General features: G+C 69.9%; 15 protein-coding genes. All 15 read right to left on the bottom strand.

Annotation, left to right across the window (positions count from 1 at the left end):
* Nucleotides 1-102 precede the first annotated feature (102 nt).
* Nucleotides 103-372, bottom strand: coding sequence for a flagellar biosynthetic protein FliQ (locus tag GGR64_RS16035; protein WP_010343869.1), 270 nt, complete (start codon nt 370-372; stop codon nt 103-105).
* A 4-nt stretch (nt 373-376) separates the two neighbouring features.
* Nucleotides 377-1207: a flagellar type III secretion system pore protein FliP gene (fliP, locus tag GGR64_RS16030; protein WP_160967586.1), complete on the bottom strand. Its 831-nt coding sequence runs from the start codon at nt 1205-1207 to the stop codon at nt 377-379.
* Nucleotides 1208-1209: 2 nt separating this feature from the next.
* Nucleotides 1210-1626, bottom strand: coding sequence for a flagellar biosynthetic protein FliO (fliO, locus tag GGR64_RS16025; RefSeq protein ID WP_184447976.1), 417 nt, complete (start codon nt 1624-1626; stop codon nt 1210-1212).
* On the bottom strand, nt 1623-1961 hold the full coding sequence (gene fliN, locus GGR64_RS16020; RefSeq protein ID WP_160967559.1) for a flagellar motor switch protein FliN: 339 nt from the start codon (nt 1959-1961) through the stop codon (nt 1623-1625). Before fliN ends, fliO begins: the two co-directional genes overlap by 4 nt.
* Entirely contained in the window at nt 1958-2965 is a 1008-nt protein-coding gene (gene fliM / locus GGR64_RS16015; RefSeq protein WP_160967557.1) for a flagellar motor switch protein FliM, read from the bottom strand. Before fliM ends, fliN begins: the two co-directional genes overlap by 4 nt.
* A 12-nt stretch (nt 2966-2977) precedes the next feature.
* Nucleotides 2978-3496 (bottom strand): flagellar basal body-associated FliL family protein, encoded by a 519-nt coding sequence (locus GGR64_RS16010; RefSeq protein WP_184647062.1) that lies wholly within the window; start codon nt 3494-3496, stop codon nt 2978-2980.
* A 248-nt stretch (nt 3497-3744) separates the two neighbouring features.
* Nucleotides 3745-5070, bottom strand: a complete 1326-nt coding sequence (locus tag GGR64_RS16005; protein WP_184647060.1) for a flagellar hook-length control protein FliK — start codon at nt 5068-5070, stop codon at nt 3745-3747.
* Nucleotides 5067-5528: a flagellar export protein FliJ gene (gene fliJ, locus GGR64_RS16000; protein ID WP_167087715.1), complete on the bottom strand. Its 462-nt coding sequence runs from the start codon at nt 5526-5528 to the stop codon at nt 5067-5069. Before fliJ ends, GGR64_RS16005 begins: the two co-directional genes overlap by 4 nt.
* A 3-nt stretch (nt 5529-5531) precedes the next feature.
* Complete coding sequence (locus GGR64_RS15995) at nt 5532-6908, bottom strand: FliI/YscN family ATPase (protein ID WP_160967549.1); 1377 nt, start codon at nt 6906-6908, stop codon at nt 5532-5534.
* Entirely contained in the window at nt 6905-7528 is a 624-nt protein-coding gene (locus tag GGR64_RS15990) for a FliH/SctL family protein (RefSeq protein ID WP_184447974.1), read from the bottom strand. Before GGR64_RS15990 ends, GGR64_RS15995 begins: the two co-directional genes overlap by 4 nt.
* Nucleotides 7525-8514: a flagellar motor switch protein FliG gene (gene fliG / locus GGR64_RS15985; protein WP_160958722.1), complete on the bottom strand. Its 990-nt coding sequence runs from the start codon at nt 8512-8514 to the stop codon at nt 7525-7527. The genes GGR64_RS15990 and fliG overlap by 4 nt, the downstream gene beginning before the upstream one ends.
* 10 nt (nt 8515-8524) lie before the next feature.
* Nucleotides 8525-10246: a flagellar basal-body MS-ring/collar protein FliF gene (fliF, locus tag GGR64_RS15980; RefSeq protein WP_184447973.1), complete on the bottom strand. Its 1722-nt coding sequence runs from the start codon at nt 10244-10246 to the stop codon at nt 8525-8527.
* Nucleotides 10247-10258: 12 nt separating this feature from the next.
* Nucleotides 10259-10621: a flagellar hook-basal body complex protein FliE gene (gene fliE, locus GGR64_RS15975; protein WP_019797186.1), complete on the bottom strand. Its 363-nt coding sequence runs from the start codon at nt 10619-10621 to the stop codon at nt 10259-10261.
* Nucleotides 10622-10875: 254 nt separating this feature from the next.
* Nucleotides 10876-14400 carry a glycosyltransferase gene (locus GGR64_RS15970; protein ID WP_184647058.1) on the bottom strand — a complete coding sequence of 1175 codons (3525 nt, stop codon included), beginning with the start codon at nt 14398-14400 and terminating at the stop codon, nt 10876-10878.
* A 174-nt stretch (nt 14401-14574) separates the two neighbouring features.
* Nucleotides 14575-15708 carry an FkbM family methyltransferase gene (locus GGR64_RS15965; protein ID WP_184448121.1) on the bottom strand — a complete coding sequence of 378 codons (1134 nt, stop codon included), beginning with the start codon at nt 15706-15708 and terminating at the stop codon, nt 14575-14577.
* Between the last annotated feature and the right edge of the window lie 131 nt (nt 15709-15839).

The following is a 15839-nucleotide window of genomic DNA, read 5'->3' as shown; positions in this document are numbered from 1 at the left end:
CTTGCTGTTCAGAAGGCTCGCCACAAGGCGAAAGCTCTTGCCGGTTCCCAGCCAAAAGCGATGCAGCAGCAAGAAGCGCAGCGTCAGACGCAGCCATCCCAGCTACCCAATCAAATGCGGAATACGCTGAAACAGCATCGTCGTGTACTCCACCAGATGCGCCAGCAACATACTCCCCGTCGCGAACAACATCGCCGTCAACGCCACCACCTTCGCGATGAACGCGATCGTCGGCTCATTGAGCTGCGTCGCCGCCTGGAACACACCGATCACCACACCAACCGCCAACATCGCCAGCAACAACGGCCCCGCCACCCACAACACCGTGATCAGCCCGCCACGCAACTCGGTCAACGCCAGTTCCGGACTCATCGCCTCAGACCCCGTTGAAACTGGCGGCCAGCGTGCCGACCGTCAGCACCCAGCCATCGACCAGCACGAACAGCAGGATCTTGAACGGCGCCGAGATCAGCATCGGCGACATCATCATCATGCCCATCGACATCAGCACGCTGGCGACCACCAGATCGATGATCACGAACGGAATGAAGATCAGGAAACCGATCTCGAACGCCGTCTTCAGCTCGCTGGTCACGAACGAGGCCACCAGCACCTGGAACGGCACCGCGTCCGGGCCGCTGTAGGTGCCGTTGCCGGCCATGCCGGCGAAGGTCATCAGGTCGGTCTCGCGCACCTGCGCCAGCATGAAGGCGCGCAGCGGCTGCGTGGTCAGCGTCCACGCGGTCTGGAAATCGATCTGGCCGTTGAGATACGGACTCATGCCCTGGCCCCAGGCCTTTTCCCAGACCGGCATCATCACCAGCGCGGTCAGGAACAGCGCCAGGCCCATCAGTACCTGGTTGGATGGCGTCTGCCCGGTGCCCAGCGCCTGCCGCAGCAGGCCGAGCACGATGGTGATGCGGGTGAAGGCGGTCAGCACCAGCAGCAGCGATGGCAGCAGGGTGATGGCCGTCATCAGCAGCAGGGTCTGCAGCGGCAGGCTGACCGGCTGCGCGCCGATCTTGCCGACGTTGACCTCCGGTAGCGAGGGCAGGGTGGGCGCGGCGTTCTGCGGGTTCTGCGCGGTCGGCGTGGTGGCCGGCGCCGGATTGGCCTGCGCCCAGGCGAAGGCGGGCAGCAGGCTCAGTGCCAGCAGGATCAGCAGCAGGCGCAGGCGGCGAGCGTTGCGGTTCCAGAAAAACGGCATGGTCATTTGTCCTTGCGCAGCTTCTGCGCCAGAAGCTGAGCGAAATCGGGAAGCTGCTTGAACTGCTTGAGCGAAGGCAGGGTCGGCGCGGGGGCCTGCGGCAGCGGCTCGGGCAACTGATGCAAGGTGCGTACCCCGCCGGGCGACACGCCGAGCAACAGCTGTTCGCCATTGACCTCGACCACCACCACCCGCTCCTTGGCGCCGACCGCCAGGCTGGCGACCACGCGCAGGCCCTGGGCCGGGCGGAAGCCGCTGCCGGGCAGGCGCTTGAGCACCCAGGCCATGGCCAGGATCAGGCCCAGCACCAGCAGCAGCGCGAACACCGCACCGAGCAGGCTGGGCGCCGACGGCGCCGCGTTGCCGACGCCCGCACCGTGCTTTGCGGTCTGCGTGGCGATGGCGAGCAGCAAGCTCACCGCAGTCTCCGGATGCGCTCGCTGGGGCTGACCACGTCGGTCAGGCGCACGCCGAAACGGTCGTTGATGGTCACCACTTCGCCGTGCGCGATCAGGGTGCCGTTGACGTACACGTCCAGCGGCTCGCCGGCGCCACGCTCCAGTTCCACCACCGAACCCTGGTTGAGCTGCAGCAGGTTGCGGATCGGAATGCGGCTGCGGCCCACTTCCAGCGACAGCGTCACCGGCACATCCAGGATCACGTCCAGGTTCAGGTCGTTGGACTCGGCCGTGGCATCCGGCTGCAGGCTGTCGAACTGGGCCGGCGCCGGCTGGGTGGGATCGGTCTGGGTCATGGCAGGTCTTCCTGGAGAGCGGGACGACGGCGCAGCGCGCCGGGGGGATGGGTGGCGGTGATCTTCACCGCGTTCTGGCCGCGCGAGATGCCGAACTCGCCGGTGAACACCGGGATGTTCTCCACGCACAGCGGCACCTGCTTGGGCAGGTCGATCGGGAGCACGTCGCCGATCTTCAAGCGGGTCAGCTCGCGCAGGCTCATCTGCTTCTGCGCCAGCACGCTGGAAATGGTGACCTCCGAGCCGAACAGCTGCTCGCGCAGCATGATGTTCCAGCTTTCGTCGCGGTCGACGCGATCGCTCTGGATGCCGGCGTCGAGCAGTTCGCGGATCGGCTCCAGCATCGAGTACGGTAGGGTCACGTGGATCTCGCCGCCGCCGCCTTCCAGCTCCACGTGGAAGCGGCTGACCACCACGTACTCGCGCGGGGTGACGATGTTGGCGAAGTGCGGGTTGACCTCGGAATTGATGTACTCGAAGTCCACCTCCATCACCGGCGCCCAGGCTTCGGCCAGGTCGGCGAAGGTCTGCTTGAGCATCAGCTGGATCACCCGCATCTCGGTCGGGGTGAATTCGCGGCCTTCGATGCGGGTGGGGTAGCGGCCGTCGCCGCCGAAGAAGTTGTCCACCACGGTGAACACCAGGGTCGGCTCGAACACGATCAGGCCGGTGCCGCGCAACGGCTTGAACTTGATCAGGTTCAGGTTGCTCGGCACGTACAGCGAGTGCATGTAGTCGTTGAACTTGATCAGGTCGATGCCGCGCACCGACAGGTCGGCCGAGCGCCGGATCAGGTTGAACAGGCCGATCCGCCACAGGCGCGCGAAGCGCTCGTTGACCATCTCCAGGGTCGGCATGCGCCCCCGGATGATCCGGTCCTGGCTGGAAAAGTCGTAGTTGCGCGCTTCACCCGGCTCGGCCGCCGCCGGCTCGGTATCCACCACGCCGGCATCGACGCCATGCAACAGGGCATCGATCTCGTCTTGGGAAAGCAGGTCGGTCATCGCGGCATCGCCTTACTGGGTGACGAAGCTGGTGAACAGCAGTTCTTCCACGCACTTCTTGCCGGTCTCGGCGGTCATCAGCTTCTGCGCATCGGCCAGCGCCGCGGCCTGCAGCTTCTTGCGCCCTTCGATGTTGGCGATGTCCGTTGCCTGCACCTGCGAGAACAGCATCAGCAGATGCGCGCGGATCGCCGGGGCGTTCTCGGTGATCAGCTTCAGCTCTTCCGGATCGCGGGTCATCAGCTGCACTTCCAGCTGCAGGTAGTGCGGGCCGTCTTCGGCGCCGCCGTTGAGGTTGACCACGAACGCCGGGTCCATCGCGAAGTACTGCGCGGGCTTGGGAACCTCGGCGGTCTTCTCCTCGGCCTTGGCGTGGCCGCCCTCGGGCTTCTTCAGGAAGAAGAACGCGCCGGCACCGCCGCCGCCCAGCACCAGCACCGCCGCGATGACGATGATCAGCAGCTTTTTCTTCGACTTGCCGCCTTCCGGGGCGTCCTTGGCGTCTTTCTTGGATTTGTCGGGGGCTGACACAGTGCGGCGTCCTGAAGGGGGTCTGCCCCTGAGGATGCAATCGCCGTGCCGAAACCGGGCGCCGGGCGCGCCGGGTGTTTGACGGTGCCGCCGCGTGCCGCGCAGGCGTGGGCCGAGACCGTTGTGGGAGAAGGGATCCGGGGTGGGAAGGGGTTCAGCCCCGACGCTTTTCGGAGGAAAGTGTCGGGGCTGAACCCCTTCCCACAAAAGGCCTTACCCCGATCCGGCTGGCGGCAGCGCCGCCAGGATCAGGCGTAGGCGTCGAGCAGCCCGCGCTGGCGCAGCACCATCGCCGGAATCCCGACGCTGCCGGACAGGTCGTCGGCAAGCTCGCCGCCGCTGCGGCTGCCGCCCTGCGGCGTGCTCTGCGCATTGGCCTGCTGTTGCTGCGGCTGCTGCTGGCCGACGTCGGCCTGGCCGAGCTGGAAGCCATGCTGGCCGAGCATCTCGCGCAGGCGTGGCAGGCTGTTCTCCAGGGCCTGGCGCACGTCGGCCTGGTTGCTGCTGAAGCTGGCGTTGACCTGGTCGCCGGTCATGTGCAGGCGCACCTCGACCGGGCCCAGCTCGGCCGGATTCAGCTTGATGTGGGCGTGGCCGATCTTCTGGTCGGCCAGCCAGCTGATGCGCGCGCCCAACTCCTCGTCGAACTGGTTGCCGTGCAGATTCGGGGTCGGCGTGGGCGAGCCGCTGAACGGCTGCGCATCGGCCAGCCGCGTGGTGGCGTGCAGCGGCGTGGCCGCCGCGGTCGGCGCGATCGCGCTGGGATCGGCGGCGGGCGCGGCGTCGCCGCCTTCGCCGGTCTTGCCGCTGGCCGCGGCGGCGATGGCCGCCAGTGCCGCCAGCGGGGCCGCGGTCTCGGCGCCACCGGCCTTGTCGGCCGACCCGCCCTGCGCCATCAGCATCGCGCCGAAGCCGCCGGCGGCCGAGGCCGGGGCGGTGGTGCCGGCCGTCGCGCTGGCGGTGCCGGCGCTGGCCGCATTCGGATCGGTGGCGCCCGCCGCGGTCTGCGGCAGCGCGTCGCCGCCGCCGAGCAGGGCGGCCGCGCCGCTGGCCACGGCGCCGGCGACGCCGACGGCCAGTCCGGCCGCCGCGCCCAGCGGGGTCGCCGAGGCGGCCGGCAGCACCGCCGCGCCGATCGCCGGCAACAGGCCCAGGCCGATCCCGGCCAGCCCGGCCGGCGGCCAGGCGGCCTCGTCGGGCTTGGCGTCGTCGCGCTTGTCCTCGGTCTTGCCCTTGTCCTTGCCCGAGGCCTTGGTCTCGGTGCTGCTCTTCTCGGTGTCCTGGGCGACCTTGTCGCCGGCCTGCGCGGTGCGCGCGGGATCGCTGGCGGTGTCGTCGGCGGCCGCCGGGCGCTTGTCCGCCTGATCCTTGTCGGCCGGTTGCGCCGGCTTGGCCGTCTCGCGGGCGGCGGGCTTGGGCGCGGTGGTGCGCGCCGAGCCGCCGCTGCTGCCGCCGAGCAGCTTGGCGAAATCCTTGTCCTTGCCGCTGCTGCGGTCCAGGCCCGTGGTGTCGTTGCCGCCGCCGATCTGGCTGGCGCGGCCGCTGCCGCCCAGCGCGGAAAGCGCGTTGTTCATCGTCCGTCTCCGTTCTCGTGTTCGTCGGCGGTGGCCGCCAGGCGCGCGCGGCGCGCGCCGAGGTCGTCCATCTCGCGCTGGCTGCGGCGGTCGTCGACCTTGCGTTCCTGCGCGCGGTAGCTGGCCGCGAGCTGTTCCAGCACCTGCTTGTCGCGACTGGCCAGCAGCAGCCGGCTGCGCTCCATCTCGACCTTCTCGCGATTGCGGTCCACGGTCTGGCACTGCTGCTGAACCGCGCTCTCCAGCCGGTCCAGGAAGGCGCGGCGGTTGGCCAGCTGCGCCAGACTGGTCGCCGCCATCTGGCTGTTGGCGTACTCGTCGGCGTAGCGGCGCAGTTCTTCCAGCCGCGACTCGTGGGTGGCCAGAGCGCGCTGGCGCTCGGCGAGATCGCGGGCGACCTCGTCTTCGTGCTGCTGAGCCCGGCGGAGCAGGGGATCGAGACGTTGCGATTGCATCATGGCTTAGTTCTCGCGGTCGACCAGCCGTTTCAGGGCGGCCTGGCTGTGGGGCAGATCTGCGGCTTTGGCGACGTCCTGTCCGAGGAATTCCATGATCTCCGGCCAGCGCTCCAGCGCTTCGTCCACCGCCGGGTCGTTGCCGCGCTGGTAGGCGCCGATGGTGATCAGGTCGCGGTTGGCCGAGTAGGCCGACACCAGCCGCTTCAGCGAGCGGATGCGCAGGCGCCACGGCTCGTCGGCGATGTCCTGGACCACGCGGCTGACCGAGGACTCGACGTCGATGGCCGGGTACAGGCCGCTGTCGGCGACGCGCCGCGACAGCAGGATGTGGCCGTCGAGGATGGCGCGGGCGGCATCGGCGATCGGGTCCTGCGGATCGTCGCCTTCGGTCAGCACGGTGTAGAAGGCGGTGATCGAGCCGCGGCCCTTGGCGCCATTGCCGGCGCGCTCGACCAGGGCCGGCAGCTTGGCGAACACCGACGGCGGATAGCCGCGGGTGGTCGGCGGCTCGCCCACCGACAGGCCGATCTCGCGCTGGGCCTGGGCGAAGCGGGTCAGCGAGTCCATCAGCAGCAGCACGTTCAGGCCCTGGTCGCGGAACCACTCGGCGATGGCGGTGGCGCGGTAGGCGCCGTGCAGGCGCGCCAGCGGCGGGCGGTCGGCCGGGGCGGCGACGACCACGGCGCGGCGCAGGCCTTCCTCGCCCAGGGTGGTCTCGACGAAATCGCGCACTTCGCGGCCGCGTTCGCCGATCAGCCCGACCACGATCACGTCGGCGGCGGTGTAGCGGGTCATCATGCCCAGCAGGGTGGACTTGCCGACGCCGGAGCCGGCGAACAGGCCCACGCGCTGGCCGCGGCCGATCGGCAGCAGCGCGTTGATCGCGCGCACGCCGACGTCCAGCGGGGTGGTGATCGGTTCGCGCGCCAGCGGGTTGATCGACACGCCGGCCATGCCCACCGAGCCTTCGGCGCGGATCGGGCCCTTGCCGTCCAGCGGCACGCCGTCCGAGTCGATGACGCGGCCGAGCAGGCCTTCGCCCACTTCCACGCCGCCGCGGCGGTGCAGCGGCACCACCCGCGCGTTGGGCAGCAGGCCGTGGGTTTCGGCGCTGGGCATCAGCGAGGTGCGGTCGCCGGAGAAGCCGACCACTTCGGCATCGACCCAGCCGCCGTCGACCTCGACCCTGCAGGTGGCGCCCATCGGCGCCTCGCAGCCGACCGCTTCCAGGGTCAGGCCGACCGCGCGGCGCAGGATGCCCTCGCGGATCAGGCCGCGGCCGGCGGCCGCGTCCAGGTCGAGCCTGCCGAGACGGCCGGCCAGGCGCAGGTTGCGCGCATCCAGCCAGTCGGCGGGGTGGGTGCCCGACAGCGCGCTCACAGGCCGGCTCCGGACTTGCGCATCACCGTCTCCAGGGCCGCGCGCAGGCGAGCTTCGAGGGTGCCGTCGATGCGCACCGATTCGGCGTGCACGCGCAGGTCGCCACGGCTCAGGCTCAGGTCCGGCACCAGCCGGATGCCCTGGTCCATCATCGTCAGCAACGGGGTCAGCGCGGCGATGTCGTCCGGGTGCAGGCGCACCTCGACGTCGCGGCGCGCGCCGCCGACCGCGTCCAGCGCCTCGGCCACCAGTTCCGACAGCAGCACCGGGTCGGCCTGGTAGGCGCGGCCGACCAGGCTGCCGGCGATGCGCACGGCCAGTTCGCCGAGCGCGCCGACCACTTCGTTCTCCAGCCGCGCCAGCGGCCGCGAGAAGTTGTCCAGGATGCCGTCGATCTGCGCGGTCAGCCGGCGGATCTCGGCCTGGCCCTGGGCCAGGCCCTCGGCGTGGCCGCGTTCGAAGCCCTCGTGCTGGGCCGCGGCCTCGATCGCCTGGATCTCCTCCAGGCTCGGCGGGCGCAGCACCGGCTCGTCCGGCAGCACGTCTTCGTACGGCTGCGCCGCCGACAACGGCGGGGCATCGAGTTCCGGCGCCAGCCAGCGCACCACGTTGCCGTTCATACCATGGCCTCCGCACCACCGCCGCCGAGGCTGATCACGCCCTCATCGGCCAGACGCCGCACGATCGCCAGGATCTCCTTCTGCGCGGCCTCCACGTCGGCCAGGCGCACCGGGCCGCGCGCCTCCATGTCTTCGAGCAGGATCTCGGCGGCGCGCTGGGACATGTTCTTGGTGATCTTGTCGCGCACCTTGATGTCGGCGCCGCGCAGGGCCAGGCCGAGGCGGTCGCCGCTGACCTCGCGCAGCATGGTCTGCAGCCCGCGGTCGTCCAGCTCCACCAGGTTGTCGAACACGAACATCAGGTCCTGGATGCGGCTGCCCAGGTCGGCGTCGATCTTGCTGATCGCCGCCAGCACACCCTGGTCGGCGCCGCTGTCCAGGAAGTTGAGGATGTTCGCCGCGACCTTGACCCCGCCCACGTTCGAGGACTTCAGGTTCTGGTTGCCGGAGAACTGCCGCTCCATGATCTCGTTGAGTTCGTTGAGCGCGTGCGGCGGAATGCCGTCGAGGGTGGCGATGCGCATCAGCACGTCGGCGCGGGTGCGCTCGGGCAGCAGCTTCAGCGCCTCGGCGGCCTGGTCGTTGTCCAGGTGCGCCATGACGATGGCAATGATCTGCGGATGCTCGTTGCGCACCAGGTCGGCGATCGCGCGCGGATCCATCCACTTCAGCGTGTCCAGGCCGGTGGTGTTGCGGCCGAGCAGGATGCGGTCGATCAGGCTGCCGGCCTTGTCGGCGCCCAGCGCCTGCACCAGCACGTTGCGGATGTAGTCGTCGGCGCCCACGCCCAGCGAGGTCTTGCTGCCCAGCTCGGCGTTGAACTCTTCCATGACCTTGTCGACCTGGTCGCGCGAGATGCCGCTCAGCGTCGCCATGGCGATGCCGATCTTCTGCACCTCCTTGGGGTCCATGTGCTTGAGCACCTCGGCCGCGTCGGCCTCGCCGAGCGACAGCAGCAGCACGGCGGCGCGCTGGGTCCCATTCATTGCATTCGCATCAGGCTTCACTGGCGACCCATCCCTTCACGACCTGCGCCACGCGCTTGGAATCTTGTTTGACCGCTTCGCGGGCCTGGCGCAACCGTTCCTCGTAGGCGTCGGGCAGGGCGATGGCGGGGTTGCCGCCGCTGCCGCCGCTGAGGCTGGCGGTGTCCTCGCCCAGCGACGGCAGCAGCGGGTTGTCGTCGTCGAGCATCGACAGCTTGGCATCGCGCGGTTCGTTGCCGTCGCGGTCGTGGCCGACCGCCGCGGCCGGCGCGGGACCGGCGATCTGGCGCAGCGCCGGGCGCAGCACGCCGAACAGCAGCGCCAGCACCACCGCCGCACCCAGCACCAGGCGCAGGCCGTTCATCACCCGCGGATCTTCCCACCAACCGGGCTTGTCTTCCGCTTCCGGCGCCGTGCGCACGAACGGTGCGTTCATCACCGAGACGGTGTCGCCACGTTCGGCATTGAAGCCCACCGCCTGCTTGACCAGGCCTTCGATGCGGGTCAGCTCGGCGGCGCTGAGCGCCTGCTCGGTCATCTTGCCCTTGGCGCCGGGACGCATCACGTGATCCACCAGCACCGCCACCGAGACGCGCTTGATGCGCCCGGCCGGCTGCCGGGTGTGCTGCAGGGTACGGTCCAGTTCGTAGTTGCGGGTGGCGCTCTTGGAACTCTCGGTCGGCGTCGCGGCGGCGGCTTGTTGGGTGCCGGCCGTGCCCGGTGCAGGCGGAGCGCCGGTGGCGCCCGGCTGGCCCGGCGCGCTGCCAGGCGAGTTGCTGGTCGCGCCCGGCGCGCCCTGCGGGCCGCCGGTCTGGGTGCTGCTGTCGCTGACCTGCTCGCTGCGCAGCTTCGGCGGGTCGCCGTTGTACAGCTCGCGCGCTTCCTCGACCACCGAGAAGTCCATGTCCACGTTCACTTCCGGGTTGACCCGGCCCGGGCCGGTCATCGGCTCCAGCAGTTCGCGGATGCGCTGGTTGTAGGCGCTTTCCTGGCGGCGCACCTGATCGAACTGGGCGGCGTTGAGCGCGGCGTCGCTGTTGGGGTCGGCGATGGTCAGCATGCGCCCGCTCTGGTCGACCACGGTGACGCGATCCGGCGCCAGGTCGGGGATGCTGGAGGCGACCATGTTGACGATCGCATCGACCTGGTTGCGTTCCAGGGTGGTGCCGCCACGCAGTTCCAGCACCACCGAGGCGCTGGCGGCCTCGCGCTGGCGGGTGAACGCGCTCGGCTTGGGAATGGCCAGGTGCACCCGCGCCTCGCGCACCGGGCGCAGGCTGGAGATGGTGCGGGCCAGTTCGGTTTCCAGGGCGTGCTGGTAGCGCGCGTTCTCCACGAACTGGCTGACCCCGAAGCCGGGATCCTTCTCCATCACCTCGAAACCCATGTTGCCGTTGTCGGTCAGGCCGGAGCCGGCCAGCTTCAGCCGCGCGTCGTACAGCTTGTCCTCCGGCACGGTGATCGCGCCGGTGGCCTGGTCGAGCTTGAACGGGATCTGCGCGGTGCGCAGCAGGTCGGTGGCCTCGGCCGTGCCTTTCTCGTCCAGGCCGGTGTACAGCGGGGTGTAGGCCGGCTTCTGCGACCAGAAGAACACGAACAGGCCGGCCGCCACCGCCACCGCGATCATCGCCATCAGGCCGATGCGGCGGGTGAGCTGCAGGCTCTGCAGGCGGTCGAACCAGGCGCCCGCCTTTTCGCTGCTGAAAGTGTCTTTGCTGATCGCAAGCGCCATCGTCTTCTACCCTTACAGCGGCATGTTCATCACGTCCTGATACGCCTGGACGAGTCGGTTGCGGACTTCCACGGTAGCGCGAAACGCCACCTGGGACTGTTGTGCGGCCAGCATCACCTTGGCCAGATCGGCGCTGGGATCGCCCAGTTCGAAGGCCTTGGCGAGGTCGCCGGACTTCTGCTGGGCCTCGTTCACGCCGCCGATCGCGTTACGCAGGGTCTCGGTGAAGCTCGGGCCCTGCACGCCCTGGTTGCCGGTCAGGCCTTCGATCGCATTGCTGCGGCCGACATCGCCCACCCGCGTCTGCGCTGCCTGGCCGACCTGGCCCTGGTAGCTGCGGATCTGCGAAAGGATGGAGCTGATGGAGTCGCTCATACGGTGAAGTCCCTGCCGGGAGACGGCTTGCCCGTATGCAATGCAAGCGGTGTGCCGAAACGGCGTTCACGTGCCGCGCGGCCTGCGAGCGGGCAAGGGCAGGGAACACCGGCGGCAGGTGACGGGTTCCCGGCGCCTGCCGCGTCGCCGGCGCGGATGGGCGCAGGCGACGTGTCGGTGGGTTGACGCTGTGCGCGTCGTCACGCTCGGACGCGGGCGCTGCGCGCCGACCTCAAGGTGGGCTGGGGGGCGACTCAGTCCGGCAGCCAGGCCGCCCGCCACTCCTGCAGGTTGTCGCCTTGCAGCAGCCAGTCGCGCTGCACCGCCGCGCGCAGGGCGGCGCCGGCCGCGGCCCGGGCGTCGGCATCGGCCAGGTGTGCGCGGATCGCATTGACCCAGTCGCGGAAGCGGTTCTTGACCAGGGTCACCGGCAGCCCGCCGCCGCGGTAGGGCGGCAGGTCGCTGGCCACCACCGGATAGCCGCAGGCGCCGTACTCGAGTACGCGCAGGTTGCTCTTGCAGCGGTTGAACAGGTTGTCTTCCAGCGGCGCCAGCGCCAGGTCCAGGCCCAGCGCGGCCAGCGCCTGCGGATAGCGGGCGAAGTCCACGCCCGTGTGCACCTCATGCACGTGCCGGCGCAGCCGCTCCGGGCACATCCCCATGAACACCCAATGGACCTCGCCGGCCAGCGCCTGCACCACGTCGGCGATCAGTTCCAGGTCGCCGGTGTGGCTGAGTCCGCCGGCCCAGCCGACCCGCGGTTTGGCCGAGTCGGACGCCGCCGGCGTCGCCAGCGCGCCCCACAGCTGCGGCTCCAGGCGGTTGCGGACCACGCGGATGTCGCTGTGCAGGCCGGCCAGCGCCTCGGCCAGGTCCGGTGTGGAGACGGTGACCCGGTCCACCAGCGTGGCGGCACGCCGCAGCGAACGCAGTACGTCCTTGGGCATCTGCTCGCGATGCGCGCTCTTCAGCGGCAGATTGGGCAGGTAGTCGTCCAGTTCGTAGACCATGAAGGCACCGCAGAAACGGCGCATGCGCTCCATCCGCGCCAGTTCCGCATCGCCGACGCGGCGCTGCAGCACCACCGCATCGGCGCCGATGCGCTGCAGTTCCACCGGGTCGAGCAGGCGTGCGTAGTACAGGCCGTCGATCTGCGCCGCCGCGGCCAGCGCCTGGAACGGCTGGATGACCCGGTACTGACCACTGCCGAAGGTGTCGCCCGGATGGGCAAGGATCCGCGGTAGCGGCTTCCATGACAGCGGCTGCCAGGAGAACTCGGATTCGCCCAACTGGAAGCCGCCGGGCTGCTCCAGGCCCAGGCTGGGCGAATAGGCCGGATCGTGCGCCAGCGCCGGCAGCCAGCGCTGCAGCAGGGCCGCGTCGGCCGCCTCGCTGCGCGTGGCCGGGGCCGGCTGCAGCAGCAGCGCCTGCGGCGTCCACACCGTCCAGGCGCCCGCCGCCGCGGCGCGCAAGCACAGGTCCACGTCGGCGCCGCCCTCGGCGAAGCCGGCCGCGTCGAATCCGGACAGGTGTTCGAACAGCGCCCGCCGCACCAGCAGGCAATGCGCCGACACCGCGCTGTAGCGATGCGCCACCTGCAGCCGGCCCATGTAGCCGGGCTGTGCCATCGCTTCGCCGGCAAAGCCGTGGCCGGCGCCGGCCAGCATGCCCGGCAGCAGACCGGCGTGGGTGATCCGGCCGTCGGCGGACACCCCCTTGGCGCCGACGATGCCGACCTCCGGCCGCTGCGCGTGGTTCATCAGCGCGTGCAGCCAGCTGTCCTGCACCGCGGCGCTGTCGGCGTCCAGGAACAACAGATACTCGCCCTGCGCCTGGGTCGCGGCGAGGTTGTGCGCCTCGGCCTGCGAGACCCGCTGCTCCAGCGCGAACACGTGGATGCGGCCGTTGCCCAGCTCGGCCACCGCCTGCATCCACGCAGTGATCTCCGGCGCCTGGCTGGCGTTGTCCACCAGCAGCAGTTCGTAGGCGGGGTAGGCGGTCTGTTCGAGCAGGCTGACCACCGCGCGCTGCAGCGCCGGCAGGTTGTCCTGTGCCAGCAGCACGAGCGAGACCGGCGGCTGCGCGGGGTGGCCGTAGTCGATGCGGAACAGGCCGCCCGGCAGCGGCTCGACCGTGGCCTGCGGATAGCCGCGGGCCTGCAGGTGTGCGGCGATCGCGCGCTGGCGCGCCGGGCCGCCGGCCTCGGCGCTGGCCGGCGCAGCGACCAGCAGCGGCTCGGGCAGGTGCACGATGCCGTCGCCGCCGTCGCGCAGGAACAGGCGCAGGATCAGCTCGAATTCGCTGGCGCCGTCGTAGGACGGGTCGAAGCCGCCCAGCGCCTGCACCGCGGCACGGCGGAACACCCAGTGGCCGGCCATCGCCAGCGGATTGCCCAGCAGCAGGTCCAGGTCCGGATCGGGCCGCAGCAGCGGCGCCAGGGTGTCCGCGTCCACCGCCAGCCATGCGTCCGCATACAGCGCGTTGCACTGCGGCTGTTGCGCCAGTTCCAGCAGCAACCGCAGCAGGCCGCCTGCATAGAAACGGCTGCCCGCGGCCACGCGAAGGCACCAGTCGCTATCCGGTGATGCATCCAGCGCGGCGGACAGCGCCGCCGCATCGGCCTCGGCCGGCAGCGGCGGCAGGCTCCGGACCCGCGGGTCCGGCCACGCTTCGCTGTAGGCATCGCCCAGCACCAGCGCCTGCACCTGTGCGAACGCCGCACCCTCCAGTAACAGGCTGTCCAGGGTCGCCGCCAGTGCGGCGTGGTCGGCGCCGCGTGCGTCGACCAGGACGGCCAGCCGCGGCGCGCTGCCCAGGGCGACCATGTGCGCGTCGAGCAGGTCGCGTTGCGCCGGCGTCACCATCCGCCGCGCCTGCCAGTCGCGCAGGGCGCTTTGCACGCAGACGCGCGCGTAGGCGTCCTGGATCGCCTGCAGCAGGTCCACCGGCGTACTCGGACCACCGGCCAGCGGCGTCACCGTGACCTGGCGAACGTCGCCATCGCCGCGGTACCAGCCCAACGCGCGCACGCCCTGGCGGAAGTTGGCATGGCCCTGATCGCCGATGCCGGGCTGGTCGCGGCCGACCTGGCTGTATTGCTCCTCCGACACCCGGAAGCGGGTCAGCGGCCGCGCCAGCAGTGCCAGATGGCCGCGATGCAGCAGCTTGGCGTACAGCGCCAGGTCGCCGACCCAGTTGATCACCTTGCCGGCCAGCGTCATCAACTCGTCGCCGATCTCCAGCAGGTCGCTGCGCCGGCATAGCACGCAGCTGGGCTCGCCGACGAAGTTGATGGTGTGGTCGGCCAGGAACGACAGCAGCTCCGGCCCGTCCAGCAGCACGTCGCCGGCGAACGGAAAGGCAGTGGCGGGGATGTCCTCCAGCGGCGCGCCGTGGCTGTCGATCCGCTGCCGGCGCGAGGACGCCAGCAGGACGTCGGGCGCGGACTGCATCGCCGCGACCAGCGCTGCCACGCAATCCGGCGCCAGCACGTCGTCGTCGTGCAGGAACTTCACGTACTCGCCCTGGGCCAGGGCGATGCCGCGCGCGGTGCTGCCGAGTTCGCCGTAGCGCTCCGGATTGCGTTGGTAGCGGATCGGGAACGGGGCACCGGCCGCACGGCGTTCCACCACCTCGGCGATCGCCTCGGTCGGGTTGTCGTCGCAGATGACCAGTTCCAGCGCCGGATAGGTCTGGGCCAGCACGCTGTCGAGCGCCTGCTCGAAGTAGCGGAGCTTGTAGGCCGGCATGACTACGCTGACCAGGGGCGGGTGAGGCATGAACGATGGACCGTGTCGGGAATGGGAACGGAGCGCACGCTGCGCCCGATCCATCGCAGATGCAACAAGCATGCCGGTCCTGCCCGTGCAGTCGCCTGCAAGCAGCTGGCGCTTCCAGAGCGAAGTTGGGTCTGGAGGCGAAGAAGAAGGTGGCGCAGCAGGCGCGGCTGCGCCTCACTCCACGTAGAGCACGCTGTCGAAGTAGTACATGGCGTAGTGGCGCAGTCGTAGCTTGGCACCTGGCATGATGCGGTCGAGTTCGGCGACGATGTCCAGCAGGTCGAGTGCATGGTGATAGCAGGTGATGGCCATGCGCGGCCGGCAGCGCCCGATCAGCGCCGCGCCGCCCCGCAGCACCTTGGCTTCGGCGCCTTCCACATCCATCTTCAAGACGCTGACGTGCTCGATCAGGTCGTCCAGTCGCACGCAGTCCACGCGTGCTGAGCCACTGCCATCGAGTCGGCTGCCCATGGTGCCTTGGGCATCGAATGCCAGGGTGCCGGCCACGTCGGCGACTGCGGCGTTGTACAGCGTCGTGCGGCCGTCATCGTCTGTCAGCCCTTGCTGCAGGGCGGCGAAGTTCTCCGGATCCGGCTCGAAGGCATGGATGGTGGCATAGCGGTGGCGCGATGCCGCGCGGAACTTCTTGACCGTGTCGCCGCGATAGGCGCCAATGTCCACATAGTGTTCGTCTGCGCCGATCCGCAGCGGATGCTCCAGAGCCGAATATACCGAGTAATACTCCTGCTCCATCGGGCACAGGACATCCAGCAGCGGCCGCCTGTCGCCGTCCATGCGCATCTGCAGTAGCGCGTCCAGGGTACGCATGCTCAATGCGTCGGCGAAGCGGCCACGCACGGCATCGAACTGCGCGGCGTGCGCAAGCGTCTGTTCCCGTGTCACCTGTCCGCTCTGATACACCAGTGGAATATCCAGCGCGTACATCAACTGCGGCAGATCGACGCGGCGACCGCTGCCCAGCCGCTGCAGTTGATCGAAGTGCAGCCACGCGGTTGGCATGTACGCACAGTTGATCGTGGGTAACCCGGCCAGATCCGGATCGCGCAAGAAGGTCGCTGTCGGACGCACGTCGTCGAAGCCCGCATCGGTGATGCGGCGTTCGTGAAACACATCGTCCAGCGCAACGACGCGGATGCCGGGGACGCGCTCGACCAACAGAGCGGCGGCGCGGGCCGCGTAGAGCCCGCCAAGACTGGAACTGGGCGCCAGGAAGATTGCGCCGCCGGCGCGCTTGCAAGCATCGATCAGGTCCGCTTCGCGCTGAAGCGCGGCCAGAGGGTCGGTCATGGATTCACTTGAAAGGAGCGCGCCCTGCGGGCACGGGTGTTGGAAAATAGGCTTGGCTGCGCATCGCCTCATAGCGCGATCGGGTCGCGCCGCGAACACAGCAGATGCCCGATCCTAGCGGAGCGGGGGAT

Source organism: Xanthomonas sp. 3307 (genome assembly GCF_014199735.1).
Classification (GTDB): domain Bacteria; phylum Pseudomonadota; class Gammaproteobacteria; order Xanthomonadales; family Xanthomonadaceae; genus Xanthomonas_A; species Xanthomonas_A rydalmerensis.
Note: the sequence above shows the minus strand (reverse complement) of the source record. Positions and strands in the feature narration are given on the sequence as shown.

What these genes read in the sequence shown, in the direction of transcription:
- fliE (WP_019797186.1), bottom strand. Translation starts at nt 10,621, where the DNA reads ATGAGCGACTCCATCAGCTCCATCCTTTCGCAGATCCGCAGCTACCAG.
- fliJ (WP_167087715.1), bottom strand. Translation starts at nt 5,528, where the DNA reads ATGATGCAATCGCAACGTCTCGATCCCCTGCTCCGCCGGGCTCAGCAG.
- fliM (WP_160967557.1), bottom strand. Translation starts at nt 2,965, where the DNA reads ATGACCGACCTGCTTTCCCAAGACGAGATCGATGCCCTGTTGCATGGC.
- GGR64_RS16035 (WP_010343869.1), bottom strand. Translation starts at nt 372, where the DNA reads ATGAGTCCGGAACTGGCGTTGACCGAGTTGCGTGGCGGGCTGATCACG.
- GGR64_RS15970 (WP_184647058.1), bottom strand. Translation starts at nt 14,400, where the DNA reads ATGCCTCACCCGCCCCTGGTCAGCGTAGTCATGCCGGCCTACAAGCTC.
- GGR64_RS16005 (WP_184647060.1), bottom strand. Translation starts at nt 5,070, where the DNA reads ATGAACAACGCGCTTTCCGCGCTGGGCGGCAGCGGCCGCGCCAGCCAG.
- fliG (WP_160958722.1), bottom strand. Translation starts at nt 8,514, where the DNA reads ATGAATGGGACCCAGCGCGCCGCCGTGCTGCTGCTGTCGCTCGGCGAG.
- fliP (WP_160967586.1), bottom strand. Translation starts at nt 1,207, where the DNA reads ATGCCGTTTTTCTGGAACCGCAACGCTCGCCGCCTGCGCCTGCTGCTG.
- fliF (WP_184447973.1), bottom strand. Translation starts at nt 10,246, where the DNA reads ATGGCGCTTGCGATCAGCAAAGACACTTTCAGCAGCGAAAAGGCGGGC.
- GGR64_RS15990 (WP_184447974.1), bottom strand. Translation starts at nt 7,528, where the DNA reads ATGAACGGCAACGTGGTGCGCTGGCTGGCGCCGGAACTCGATGCCCCG.
- GGR64_RS15965 (WP_184448121.1), bottom strand. Translation starts at nt 15,708, where the DNA reads ATGACCGACCCTCTGGCCGCGCTTCAGCGCGAAGCGGACCTGATCGAT.
- fliN (WP_160967559.1), bottom strand. Translation starts at nt 1,961, where the DNA reads ATGACCCAGACCGATCCCACCCAGCCGGCGCCGGCCCAGTTCGACAGC.